The 12,931-nt window shown below is 56.4% G+C and carries 7 protein-coding genes and 1 tRNA gene; 3 read left to right on the forward strand and 5 right to left on the reverse strand.

Annotated elements, in window-relative coordinates:
- Window positions 1–3: 3 nt before the first annotated feature.
- On the reverse strand, window positions 4–2,547 hold the full coding sequence (locus tag EDC38_RS07815) for a hypothetical protein (protein ID WP_123638016.1): 2,544 nt from the start codon (window positions 2,545–2,547) through the stop codon (window positions 4–6).
- A 430-nt stretch (window positions 2,548–2,977) separates the two neighbouring features.
- Here EDC38_RS07815 and ychF point away from each other — a divergent pair, with 430 nt between their 5' ends.
- From ychF to hpf, 3 genes are all read left to right on the forward strand, one after another.
- Window positions 2,978–4,069 (forward strand): redox-regulated ATPase YchF, encoded by a 1,092-nt coding sequence (gene ychF, locus EDC38_RS07820; RefSeq protein WP_123638890.1) that lies wholly within the window; start codon window positions 2,978–2,980, stop codon window positions 4,067–4,069.
- A 62-nt stretch (window positions 4,070–4,131) separates the two neighbouring features.
- A tRNA-Met gene (locus tag EDC38_RS07825) sits at window positions 4,132–4,208 on the forward strand.
- Window positions 4,209–4,425: 217 nt separating this feature from the next.
- The gene (gene hpf / locus EDC38_RS07830) at window positions 4,426–4,764 is read left to right on the forward strand and encodes a ribosome hibernation-promoting factor, HPF/YfiA family (RefSeq protein WP_123638017.1); all 339 of its coding nucleotides are present in this window, start codon (window positions 4,426–4,428) and stop codon (window positions 4,762–4,764) included.
- Window positions 4,765–4,844: 80 nt separating this feature from the next.
- Here hpf and EDC38_RS07835 read toward each other — a convergent pair whose 3' ends face one another.
- From EDC38_RS07835 to EDC38_RS07850, 4 genes are all read right to left on the reverse strand, one after another.
- On the reverse strand, window positions 4,845–6,350 hold the full coding sequence (locus EDC38_RS07835; protein ID WP_123638018.1) for a tryptophan halogenase family protein: 1,506 nt from the start codon (window positions 6,348–6,350) through the stop codon (window positions 4,845–4,847).
- A 29-nt stretch (window positions 6,351–6,379) separates the two neighbouring features.
- A complete protein-coding gene (locus EDC38_RS07840; RefSeq protein WP_123638019.1) occupies window positions 6,380–7,891 on the reverse strand; it encodes a putative 2OG-Fe(II) oxygenase in 1,512 nt (503 codons plus the stop codon).
- A 143-nt stretch (window positions 7,892–8,034) separates the two neighbouring features.
- Entirely contained in the window at window positions 8,035–10,548 is a 2,514-nt protein-coding gene (locus EDC38_RS07845; RefSeq protein WP_211331053.1) for a TonB-dependent receptor, read from the reverse strand.
- A gap of 632 nt (window positions 10,549–11,180) precedes the next feature.
- A complete protein-coding gene (locus EDC38_RS07850) occupies window positions 11,181–12,905 on the reverse strand; it encodes a RagB/SusD family nutrient uptake outer membrane protein (RefSeq protein ID WP_123638020.1) in 1,725 nt (574 codons plus the stop codon).
- Between the last annotated feature and the right edge of the window lie 26 nt (window positions 12,906–12,931).

The following is a 12,931-nucleotide window of genomic DNA, read 5'->3' on the forward strand; positions in this document are numbered from 1 at the left end:
TGATCAGGGCGTATAAACCGTTCCACTGGTCATATGCACGTGGTCGAAGCTGACGAAACCGCAGCCTCCGGGCTCGTTGTCATAGATCTCGACTTTGACATCGTCACCGGCGTAGGCGCTCAGATCAATCTCGACCCAATCGTCGTCACCATCAATATGAGATGGACCACAGCTGTTTGGCGTGTAGTTTTCCAGCTCGCTGTCATCTGCAGCAGACAGCACCCGCAGGCCGACCGGCGCGGTGCCATTACCACCCTTCATCATGAACGCCAGAGTGGGCTTGTCAGCCGACACGGTAAAGGTCGGCGAGGTCAGCGTACCAGTTGGGGCATCACAGCCGGAGGCATTGTTATTCAGCTCACAGGTGCTGACCGCACCCACACCGATGTGCGCCGCCGCGGCAATTTCATCACGGGTAGTCCCCTGCCACGCCTGGCCGTCAGCCGGGTTGGCGAAGTCGCCCGTCGCCACCCAGCCAGCGGCCAGCTCGGCTTCGGCATCGTCAAAACGACCGATGACCGTTTCATTGGAGTCTGCGTACGGCAGCGAGCTGTTAAAGCCAATCGACTGCATCTGGGTATCATCCAGGAAGATGGCCCCACCGTTGGTCATATCCGCCGGCAATACCCCATCGGTCGACGCCGGATCACGGTCGGTCTGATAGAGGTGATCGAAGCTGACAAAGCCGCAGCCGCCCGCCTCTTCATCATAGAGTTGGTAATGCACCTTGGCGCCCTGAATCAGGGACTGATCAATAAAGGTCCAATCGTCGTTGCCATCGATGTGGGAAGGACCACAGGTGGCGGGCGAGTAATTGATCAACTCGTTGCCAATGGAGTCCAGAACCCGAAGGCCCACCGGTGCATCGCCATTGCCACCGGCCATCAGGAAGTACAGATAGGGGTCGATGATGGTTGTCAGCGGTGAGGTCAGAGCGCCCACCGGGGCATCGCAACCGGCCGCGTTATCGTTCAGCTCACAGGTACTCACCGCCTGAATACCGACTCGTGCCGAGGCATCTACTACCGTGGTCCCCGCCCAGGCAGTCTCGCTCGCCGGGCTTGCGAAGTCTCCGCTGGCCGTCCAGCCGGCGTCCAGCATGGCCTGCGGGTCATCAAAGTTGGCGACAACCGCACCTTCCTCAAAGGCATCTGCGGCCACTTCGACGTTATAGCTCTTGAACTCCGCCGGAATATCTGCCACGCCACCCACATCGGGAATCACCTCAACGCCATCGTCATCTTCAAAGGACAGTGCGCTGGTCTGGTAGGCGTGATCGATGCTGATGAAGCCACACGCTTCCGTCGAGTTGTCCACGATTTCCAGCCGCACGTTCTGGCCCTGAATGGCACTGACGTCCATGTGATACCAGTCATCATCGCCATTCATATATGTGGGATCACAGGTTTCCGGGGTGAAGCTGGCCAGAACCTCGTTGGTGCCAGCGCGCAACAGGTTGATACTGACCTCCTGGTTGTCCGCCGAACCGCCCGCCGCGAGGAAACGGATGTAATCACTGTTGATTGCGAAGGCCGCGGAGGTGATGGTACCGGTCTGCGCTTCGCAGGCGGTATCGCCGGTTGCACAACTGGAGAAACCACGATCACCAATGCGCGCCGCGTTCAGGTTGCCTGAATTACCCTGCCAGGCATCGACACTGGCGGGCGCTTCAAAATCACCCGTGGCGGACCAGCCTTCACCGTTCTCTTCCACGCTGGTGGTCATTTTCACGGCGTTATCGAACCGGCTGATCACATTGGCGGAGGCATCCTCCGGCAATGTCACATTGAACGGTTCCAACGGAACCTCGGCCACATCACCGACCGCACCAACCGCCATGCCACTCTGGTAGAAGTGATCGAAGCTGATGAAGCCACAACCACCTTCTTCGTTGTCGAACAGGTACAGCTGAACCTCTTCGCCGCGCAACGCACTGATATCAAAGTGGAACCAGTCATCGTTATCGGTAATGGTGGCTCTGCCACAAGAGTTGGGCTGGAAGGCAGCCAACACGGTATCGGTACCGGCGAGACGAATTTCGGCACCCACGGCGGTGGCCCCACCGGTCATCAGGAAATTGAGGTAATCAGAGGTGACGGTAAACGGTGGTGTCAGGATGGAGCCGACATTGGAGTCGCAGTCATTGCCGCCGATTTCACAGGTGCTTACCGCTGCGCTTCCCACTCGGGCCGCCCCTTCGATGGAGCTGGTCACCCCGGTCCAGTCGTCCACATCGGCAAATACACCGGTCAGGGTCCAGCCGCTGCCGGACGCCTGAATGGCGTCGATATCTTCGAAATCAGCCACGATATTCGCTTGAACAAACAGGTCGGGATCGTCGTTGCTGACGTTGACCAGCTCTTCATTGTAGGTTTCATCGCCCGGTTCTTCGGGCTGCTCGGGCTCTTCCGGCTCACCGATCACCACATCCAGGTTCTTGCCCGGCAGGGTGTCGGGCACATCGGAATCCGAACTGCCGCACGCCGCCAATACCAGACAACTGACGGCCAACGGGACCAACCCCATTCGCTCACTAAACTTATTCATATTATTTATCCTCTATTATGGTCGCTGTTCTCAAAGCCCCCGGACACAACGCAATTGCCATATCCGTGAAGAGGCCTTTCGATTAACTTACATCACTATTAATTAAATATCAATTATTTGGTCACACCACAGAACAATAATCTTTTATTCTATAAATCATGCACTTATAAGACATAACTTGCGTTATTTATTTTTTACATACTGTTATTTAAATTTATTCCACAAAATCAGCGTGATAGAAGTCATCGCACAGAGAGCATGCCACCTCCCCCGGAGCCATTGACCCGAAACCCGAAAAGAGCCGGGACCTGGTGGAACAGTGCCCACTGGCGGATTACGTCCCCGCGAGCCCAATTCGACCTACTACGTCGCTGGCTGGATCTGTATAATCCGGGCCTGTTTTTTCATTCTCTGGCTGGATATCAATTTCATGGGCTTTAACTGCGGCATCGTTGGCTTGCCCAACGTCGGAAAATCCACTCTTTTCAACGCACTGACCAAGGCGGGCATTGGCGCCGAGAACTTTCCGTTCTGCACCATTGAGCCCAACGCGGGGTTGGTCATGGTCCCCGACCCGCGCCAGGAGAAGCTCGCCGAGATCGTCAAACCGGAGAAGGTGGTCCCCACCACCATGGAGTTTGTGGACATCGCCGGGCTCGTGGCGGGCGCCTCCAAGGGTGAGGGGCTGGGGAACAAGTTCCTCGCCAACATTCGCGAAACCGACGCCATCGCCCACGTGGTGCGCTGCTTTGAGGACGACAACGTCATTCACGTGGCCAACAGCGTCGATCCGGCGGCCGATATTGACGTGATCAACACCGAACTGGCCCTGGCGGACCTGGAAACCGTGGACAAGGCAATGCAGCGCTACGCCAAGGCCGCCAAGGGCCAGGACAAGCACGCTATCGCTATGAAAGCACTGCTCGAGAAGGTTCAACCCCATCTGGACGAAGCCAAGCCCCTGCGCTCCTTTGGCCTGTCTGACGACGAGCTGGACCAGCTGCGCGAGCTGAACCTGTTGACCGTCAAGCCGACCATGTATATTGCCAACGTCTCCGAAGACGGCTTTGAGAACAACCCACTGCTGGACAAGGTGCGGGCCATTGCCGAGGAAGAGAAGGCCGTGGTGGTACCCATCTGCAACAAGCTGGAAGCGGAAATTGCCGAGCTGGAAGACGACGAAAAGGCGGAGTTCCTGGAAGAAATGGGCATGGACGAGCCGGGCCTGGACCGGGTGATCCGCGCAGGCTATGAGCTGCTGGGCCTGCACACCTACTTTACCGCCGGGGTGAAAGAGGTGCGCGCCTGGACCATTCCCGTCGGCGCCAGCGCCCCCCAGGCGGCCGGCAAGATCCACACTGACTTCGAAAAGGGCTTTATCCGGGCGGAAGTGGTCGCCTACGACGACTTTGTGGCCTATAAAGGGGAGCAGGGGGCCAAGGACGCTGGAAAATGGCGCCTGGAAGGCAAGGACTACATCGTCAAAGACGGCGACGTGGTGCACTTCCGCTTCAACGTATAAAACCCGCGAATCAGGGTTGACTTTAGGGGTGCAGACAGGGAAAATACGCGCCCTCACCAAGTGGCTAGGTAGCTCAGCTGGTTAGAGCACAGCACTCATAATGCTGGGGTCGGCGGTTCAAGTCCGCCCCTAGCTACCACTTTTGAGAAAACCCGCGCCTTGCGCGGGTTTTTTTTATGGGTATTCATCTCCACCTGCCTTGACTTTCCCTCTCCTCGGACACATGTTTGTAACAGGAGGACAGAAAACGGGTTGGCACCGGGAACTCGCGGCCCAACCACGCAGTCCTCTTCCTTGAAGGCCTGGCCACGGCGTGGCAGGTCAGGGTTGCAAACTGAAAAGGTATTGGAGTCACTATGAATATACAGTTGTCCGGTCACCACGTGGATATCACCGACGGCATCCGCGAGGCCGTTGATAGCCGCTTCAAGAAGATCCAGAACCACTACCCCGACCTTGGAGACCTCTCCATGGCCCTCACCGTCGAACGGCACGCACAGGCCGTCGAGGTTACCACCCAGTTCAAAGGCGCTAAGGTGGCCGTACACGCCGAATCCCAAGATCTGTATGCCGCCATTGCCGATTCCGCCAAAAAGCTGGATGCCGCGCTAGCCAAGCGCAAAGGAACAACCCAATCCCACCGTCATGAAAAACCGGAACTTATGACTGAAGAGCCAGAATCCCTCAAAGATTGAGTCGTCTCCCCTGGATCCCTCGCGGGAGGGCCCAGGGGAGTATTAAAGGGGGGCAATCCGCCTTAGACCATTGTAATTTATTAACCGCCTGAGCAATATTTGTGAATAAATGCCTGATGCTCTGGCATTTGGTCTGCCGCCGCTGTCACGGCGGCACGCAGCTTTTCCAGCCAAGTACCGCCGTCCACAGTTCTGAACGCCAATAGCGGATCCACACGCTTCGGCCAGTGGTTCTGACCGACATGTACCGCCAGCCAACTATCCGGCCCGAAAAGATCAGCGCCATCCGCGATCAACCGGCCATAAGCGCCAAAGTGGTAAAGTTTGTTTTCCAGCGGTGTCGGCACGGACATATCCCGACACTCCCGCCACAGGGGAGCATCGTCCCGCTCTGTGAGCTTATAGTGCAGAATCAGAAAATCTCGTATACGCTCAAACTCGTTGATGGTTATGCGGTTGTACTCGTCGATGACCGCCGAGTCAAAATCCCGATCCGGGAAGAAGCCGAGCAACCTGGATATAGCCGCCTGCACAAGATGTAGACTGGTGGACTCCAGCGGCTCCATAAAGCCACTGGAAAGACCAACCGCCACGACATTTTTTTCCCAGAATTTTTCCCTTCGTCCGGTAGTGAACGCCAGCTCCCTGGGCTCGCCGAGGCGTTCGCCATCAAGATGCTTCAGCAAAGTCGCCGCTGCCTCATCGCTGCTGATATGGCGACTGCAGTACACATAACCATTACCGGTCCGATGCTGTAGCGGAATACGCCACTGCCAGCCGGCTGCATGTGCTGTTGAGCGCGTGTAGGGCGTAAGCTCACCTGGCGCACTGGCGACGGTCACCGCCCGATCGCAGGGCAACCAATCGCTCCAGTCCCGGTACCCGACCTTCATAGCCTCACCAATTAGCAAGGCTCTAAATCCCGAGCAATCGATAAACAGGTCGCCCTCAATTCGATCCCCGCTTGCCATCTGCACCGATTCAACAAAACCGTTTTCAGGATTCAAAAGAACGTCGGTGACGGTACCCTCCCGGCGCTCCACACCCTTGGCTTCAGAATACTCGCGCAAAAAAGCCGCGTAGAGGCCAGCATCGAAATGATAGGCGTAATCGTAAGTGGAACGTACATTGCGGGGATCTTGCACCGGAGGTGCGAATCGATTGCGGGAGGCCGCCGCCCAGGCCATGCTGTGTTCGTGCAACGGTGTGCTGGTCTCCCCACTCTCCCGTGACCGAAGCCAATGGTGGTGCAGCGAGACGGTATCAAAATTCCGGCCGTGGGGACCGAAGGGGTGGAAATAACTGTGCCCCTGATGCGCCCAGTCGACGAACTGGATACCCAACTTGAACGTACCTTTCGTGCGCCGCAAAAACTCTCGTTCATCCAACCCGAGAACCCGATTGAACAGTCTTATCGGAGGTATCGTGGCCTCGCCCACGCCAACCGTGCCTATTGCATCGGATTCCACCAGGGTGATTGCACACTGCCCTTGCGTCGCGTTGGCGAGCGCAGCAGCCGACATCCAGCCGGCGCTGCCTCCGCCTACAATCACTATTCGGCGGAGTCGACGATCATCAGTATTCATTTGCTGTCATCCTGTCATTTCCGGCTGCATCAACGCCCGGTAGCGGCAGGTGCCGCCACCGGCGGCGCCTGCACGTCAAACGCAACCGCCAGGCGCTCGCCATCATTAAAAGGGACGGTAGAATGCCACAAGGTTGAGGGGAACAGCACCAACCGAGCGGCTTTGGGCTCAACCTTCTTGTAGGCCTGGAGATCAAGCTCAAGTTCCGGCGGTGGTGTACCGAACTGAAGCCAGCCCGCTGGCGGCTGCCCCATCCGCTCCCCCTTGGGCAGAGAAATATAGAGCGCCGAGCTGATCCAGCCCACCGGATGGGTATGACTGACATTGTAACCCTGGGATTTCAGACGCACCGACCAACTGCCGGAAAAGTGGACCCGCCCCCGCAACACTTCCCGTCGGTTCACTCCCAGTAGGGGATGACCGACCGCTGGCTCCGGCAAACGGCTGACATAGTTTTGCACCGCCGATTGAACACGCGCTCTCAAATCTCGCAGTATGGGTTCGTGACGCAGGAACAGGTTCTGGTCGGTTTGCGTGCCTCCACGGACCGACTGCTCTGCATAGGGCGAGCGGGCGGTGTGCAGTTGCCGCAAGAGCAGGGTGAGCTGAGCGAGTTCATCCCCGCTCAGCTCCAGCTCAAACGTTTGCGCACGCCGGGCTCCCTCGTCCAGCCACTCGGCGCGAGGATCCTTACGCAGCCGCCAGATCAGAGACAGATAAGGCCAGATGACCGGCGCGGAGCGCGTATTCATATGGCGCAGCGCCGCCTGTTCTGCACGCTCCGGGTCACCCCGGCGCAGACTGTACCGGATCAGCGCCATATCACGCACCACATCTTTGACCGAGGTGGTCTGTTCAAACAGCGTGGCTGCGCGCTCATCATCACCCGACTCACTCGCGACAAACAGCTCGGCCACCGTCAGCTGGGGATGTCCCTCAAAACGCTTTTCGGCCGCCTCAAGTACGCGACGGGATCCGATCCAGTCGCGAACCTGGGCAAGACTCCGGAACCATTCCAGCCACAAGGCCAGGTTGTCGGGCTGCCGAGCGCAGGCATCCTTGAAGCTATCGGTAAAATGCGTGGCATCACCACCAGTAAAGCGCAGACTGGCGATACTTTTATGGCCAGCCAACCAGCCGGGTTGCTGCTTCAAAGCATCCTGCAGAAGACCAATGGCCTTATCCCGTTGCCGCTCGGCGGCCAGCGCCGAGGTATAACCCCGCAATACATTAAGGTCATGAGGCGCCAGCTGCAAAACACGCTCAAAGGAGGCCGTTGACGGAAGGCCGGCCAGAAACCGGCTTTGAGCCAACGCCATCGCCGTATCCGCATTTCTCCCATCCAGCGCACAGGCCCGGGCGAAGGCCTCAGCGGCTTCCGGCTCCCACTGTTCCTGATGCAGCGCAAATCCCAACTGAGTCCAGATCGCTGCGCTATCGGGGTATTGCCCGGAAGCAGCCCGCAGTCGCTCAACCGCAAGGTCCGCGCGCCCTTCATTCATAGCCTGCTGTGCGTTTTGCAACACTTTATCGGTGGACACCACGTTACTCCGCCAGCACTGTCATCCACAAAAAAAACGGGGCCGTGCCTCTTGCCACCACCCCGTGTACATTCGAAAAAGCCCACCGCCCCTGAACGCCAGGTTGCGGCGATCAGGGACAACGGGCTTGGGACCATCCCGTCTTAGAACAGGACTTTGATGGAGGCCCGGGCCGTCCGACCCAGGGCGGCGTTGCCGCTCAACACCGCTGGCGTAACCGACGTATCGTTTACGCCTCCCGCCCCGCGAAGATCTAACTCGTCCAGCAGATTATAGACCTGAAGTCCGAGCTCGAGGTTCTCTGTGGGGCTGTACTTGGCATTCGCCCCCCAGGTCGCCGAACCGGGCCACTCCCGCTGACCCGCATCCAGAGTATCGGTTTGCCCGGTCACGTTGAGTCCCACACTGAACTGGTCGGTCAGCTCATAGCTGGAGTAAATGGTGTAGGTCAGATCCGGAATACCACTGGCGCGACGGAAACTTTCATCACCCACACCCAACTGCTCGGCATCGGTAAAGGTGGCATTGGCGGTCACCGACAGACGGTCCCAGAAATAGGTGCCCAAGAGCTCGAAACCCTGCGACTTGTACTCGGCATCGATGATACAGCCACCGACATCCCCGAAGCCCAGGTCCCGACACACGGTCTGTGACAGCTCAAAGGTACTTTGTTTGAAATCACCTTTGAGTAGCGTCAGCTCAATCGAGTAGAGACCATCAAACAGCTCCCCGCGATTTTTGATACCCACCTCGTATTGATTGACGAAGTCGACATCGGCCACTCGGCCTGACTCATTCAGCGAACCATCAGCATTGATTTTTCCACTGACGGTCTGGCGATCCCCGTTGAAACGCCCGCCTTCGGAAGCACGTACAAACAGACTGGTATCGCTGGACGCCTTCCACAAACCGCCCACCGTCCAACTCTCATAGCTGGTGTCATAGTCCAGATTTTCCCGAGCGCCCTGCGCCTCCATGGTAGGAATCATCACGGTGACCTGATCACCGTTGAAGTCGGTGGTTTGCACGGGGGTATCGCCGGTCACCAAGCCGGCAACCGTCCATCCCGAGGATTTCACGTTCTCAAATCGGGTACTGACATCAAAGATGAACAGATCATTCTCCCAGTCCAACACGACATAGGGTGCCGTATTCGTGTAAGAAAGATCGTAATCCCTGGAACAGCAGTCCCCCCAGTTATCGTTGAACCCGGCAATACCACGGGCGGTGAGCAAGTTACCTTCATCGTCATACAGGTCCAGCATCGCCGGGTTATCACCACTCACTTCGGTATAGGCCCGATTGATGTGCCAATCCATGGCGATATCCTGCTTCATATGGAAATAGCCGGCACGTACCGTCAGATCACCATCTCCCAGCCAATACTCACCAATCAGGGTCAGGTCATTCACAAAGCTGCCCACATCACGCATATTGGTGTGCACATTGGGGCCGTTATCCAGATACTCCCGGTCATACAACTGGCCGGCATTCGGGCCGTTGGCGTAACGGATTTCACCGACGGTCGCGCCGTTCACCATTGAGCCGGTCACGCTATCGGCACGAACCACGTTCTGAAACGGCGAGTAGAAGGTACCGCTCTGTTCGGTCCAGCGCATTTTGTTTTCGGCCCGAAGGTTATCGGTAAAGACGTACTGGAGCTCATTACCAATGGCCGTGGTTTTTGTGGCAATGCCATTCATCGGAACGGTTTCCAGATCGCCCTCACGGTTCACAATCTGGTTCTGATTATTCAGGATAGAGTAATTCGACTGGTCTCTGCCATCAAAGCCGGGAAACGCCTTGATGTTACTCACCCTGTCGCCGTTAACACTACCGAGAAACGGGCTGCCAGTGTAATTGGCTTCCTGAGTATCCGCGAACTTCCCCAAGAACCGGATATAGCCCTGGTTGTCGTCAAAGTACTTGGTGATATTACCTTTGATCTGAACACTATCGCTGGCTCCGTAGGGAATTTCCAGCGGCCCTTCACCTTGCCGAACGAAACCGCCGATGTGGTAGTTGACCGAGTCGCTCGCGGGTCCACCGTAACGAAAGTCGATACGACTCTCATCAAAGCCCAAACCGGTGTTCGCCTGTATATAGCCACCTTCCTCCTGACCATAGTTACTGATGTAGTTAATGATCGCCCCAGGAGCCTGGGAGGTGTAGGTTCCCGCCGTACCACCACGAATACCTTCGACCTTATCCACCGATGCGTCAAAGCGGGTCCAGTAGTCATTGTTGCCAAACTGGATATCACCAAACAGGACCGTGGGCAACCCATCTTCCTGAATCTGAACAAAAGGCGAACCGCCGGTCGCGACCGGAAGACCACGTACGGCGATATTGGCGTTACCGCCCGGCCCGGAGGTACCAGACACCTGAATCCCCGGAATCATCCGCAGCACCTCTGACTCGGAGCTGGGCTGAAAATCCTGAATGGCGTCGGTATTTACAGCAGTTACCGCGACGGAGCTTTCAATCTGCGATCGCCCACCACCGGCCGCGGCCGTGACCAGGATCTCTTCCAGGGCTGGCTGTTGCTGAGCTTGAGCGCTGAAGGGAAAGGCCAAAGCCAACACTGACGATGACGCCAGAGCCATTTTGATGGCTGAAGCCAGAGGGGCTTTTTTGATACCCGGTTGTTTATCCACGTTACACCTCACATGTCTTAGTGATGAGGAGCCTATATGAGTCAACCGCCCGGCCATGGCGGACATCAGAGGAGGATTGCGCCGACGGGAACACTACATGCCCGAGCAGAACAACAGATTACTTACTCATAATAGCTCACACTTTTATTGTTTGCCCTACTACCTGCAACCCCAACTCGCCGGGCTCCAGATAAAAGGAGAGCTCTATTTTGAAAGCTGAACGACCGCTTCCGGTATTGACCTGAATTTATCCCTAGCCTTTTACCGCTTCTTCCATGCAGAGCAACTTACAGAATTCCCCGACTTATTTCAACACGTTTATTAAATAACAGGATTTGGAAATAATGTAATATAATTACTGCAACCTTCTGTTTTTAAAGGGTTTTATAATTACTGTTATAATGAACACACTGTTATATATTAATTTACGATATTGATTCCGGAATGATAACTCTCGCTATCGCCGGAATACCATTCAAACAAAAAAGCGCGACCCCTTAGGGCCGCGCCTGCACTAACGTTGTGCCAATATAGGGAGAGACATTCCCTGGGAGAGCTCCAGCACCCAACACGCTGGAGAGCGTCCTGCACCACGGAGAGCCGGGCGCAGGACGTGTTCAAAACACCCGGTTTCAGTAGCCCGGGTTCTGCTGGTAAGCACCGCCACTGAGGTTAATCTGCTGCTGCGGGATCGGCATATACTCATGCTTGCCGGCGGTGAACTCCGCATCGGTCAGATACTCTTTGCGCGTCTGCTCGACTTCCAGGTACGTGTCCAGCGTTTCTTTGGCCACCCCCCAACGAACCAGATCGAAGAACCGATGCCCTTCCAGACCCAGCTCCAGGCGACGCTCCCAGCGCAAGGCCTGACGGGCTTCGTCCTGATCGGCAAAATCGCTGTAGGTGCCAATGTTGTAGATGCTGAAGTTGTTACCGAGACGACCGGTACTGCCCGCTGCTCGCTGACGAATCCGGTTGATGATCGGCAGTGCCTCATCTTCGCGATTCAGCTCAATCAGTGCCTCGGCCTTCCACAGCAGAACATCGGCATAGCGAACCAGAATCGTATTTTTGGAGGTCACGGTAAATGGACCATTCTGCATACGACACTCACAGTCCGGGTGCTCCAACTCTTTCATGGACACAAAATTACCGTAGGTCGCTGGGTTACGCGCCCAGGAATCACCATCTTCGATAATCAGATCTTCATCGTATTTGAACGGCTTGTCTTCCATCCCTACGGTGTGATCCAGGCGCGGGTCAACCATATCGGAGGACGCGTCGTAATTGGCATCGTTGAAGGTATCAAACAGGGGTAGACCATCAGCCCCGGTTTTGAAGGCATTGACAAAGTTTTCGGTCGGCACATGGAAACCACAGCACCCGAAACCACCGGCCATTGGGGTATTCAGAGCCACGCCCCAGGAGCCTCGGCCATCGGGGCTGCCATCTTCACGGGAACGCTGAATTTCAAACACGGACTCGCGATTGTTCTCGAACTCCCACAAGAAGTTCTCCGCGTAGTCATTTACCAGTCCATAGTGGCCATTTTCTTCAATGTCATCGACCAAACTGACCACCTCTTCCAGGTTGTCGGAATCGATACTGGTCACCTGGTGGTTCTCGTCCTGCACGTAGGCCTGATAGAGAAGCGTCTTGGCCAGGTAGGCGCGCGCCGCATCACGATCCGCCCGGCCCACTTGCGCCTGATCCTGAGGCAACGGCAGGTTTTCCACACCAAAGCGGAAATCAGCAGCGATCTTGTCCCACAACTCTTGCGAGGTCAGATCCACATTGCTCGCGGTTTCCACCTGCTCTGGAGTCATGGTTTCATCGATCCAGGGCACCTGGTCGTAGTGGATTTTAAGGTCGAAGTAAAACACCCCGCGGATGAAGCGAAGCTCCGCCTGACGAGCCGCTTTGTTCGGGTAGACACTTTCGTCCACCTCGTTCATGACCTGAAGCGCCGAGTTCACCCGGGAAATACCCGTGAAATCACGTACCCACTTTTTGTTGTTCAGGTCAATGAAATCCGGCGGGAAGGACTCACCGTCGGCCACCAGAGGCTCGTACAGCGACAGAGCGTGATAGGCGAAAATGTCCGCCGCACCGTTACCGCCCTTGTGTGCATCACCCGCGCGCAGGTTGCCCGTCGGCCACAGGTACATCGGGGCCGTGTAGTGGTCGTTGCCCAGGTAAGAGTAGGCTGACGTCACCAGAGCATCCAGATTATCAACGGTTTTTACCTGATCTTCACTCAAGGCCGACTTCGGCTCAACGTCCAGAGAGTCGCTGCCACACGCCGTAATGGCAAAGGCCATCACCGCGGACAGTGCTAACTTATAAGTCTTATTCATGATGTTAACCTCAATTGTTCAATATT

It is taken from the genome of Marinimicrobium koreense (assembly GCF_003762925.1).
GTDB lineage: Bacteria > Pseudomonadota > Gammaproteobacteria > Pseudomonadales > Cellvibrionaceae > Marinimicrobium > Marinimicrobium koreense.